The sequence below is a fragment of the Candidatus Symbiopectobacterium sp. NZEC135 genome, from assembly GCF_025962695.1.
Genome location: NZ_JAGFPF010001243.1, coordinates 1 through 641 on the forward strand (window position 1 = coordinate 1; position 641 = coordinate 641).

A 641-nucleotide genomic window follows, 5' to 3' on the forward strand; every position below is an offset into this window, starting at 1 on the left:
GCCATCGCTCTGCTCTTGGCTGGCTTGGGAAATCTCCGCAATGATCGCGTTAACATCCTGCACATGGTTGGTCAAACGACCCAGGGTTTCATCGGCACTGTCTACCAGACTCATCCCGTCCTGAATGTTGCTGACGGAATCATCGATCAACGTCTTAATCTCCTTGGCCGCCGTCGCGCTGCGCTGCGCCAGTGAACGCACTTCGCTGGCAACCACGGCAAAACCGCGTCCTTGCTCACCCGCGCGCGCCGCTTCAACCGCCGCATTGAGTGCCAGAATATTAGTTTGAAACGCAATGCTGTCGATAACGCCGATAATCTCAGCCATACGCTGCGATGACGATTGAATACCGCGCATTTTTTGCGTCACCGAGAGCATCACTTCACTGCTGTTTTTGGCCGCATCCGATGCCTGATGCGAAACCGACGTTGCCTGACGGGTGTTATCGGCGGTGTTCTTGATGGTTGAGGTCAGCTCTTCCATGGAGGAGGCGGTTTGTTCCAGCGAGCTGGCCTGTTCTTCGGTACGCGCCGAGAGATCCTGATTACCGGCGGCAATCTGCGAAGCCGCAGTAGAAATCGCCTCGGCGCCGTCGCGCACTTGACCCACAATATGACGCAAGCTGCTGTTCATGTTATCCA

General features: G+C 56.0%; 1 protein-coding gene. It reads right to left on the reverse strand.

All coding sequences use genetic code 11. From position 1 onward, the window contains the following. Positions 1-641, reverse strand: a 641-nt coding sequence (locus tag J5224_RS33605; RefSeq protein ID WP_264629211.1) for a methyl-accepting chemotaxis protein, incomplete at both ends; no start/stop codon positions are given.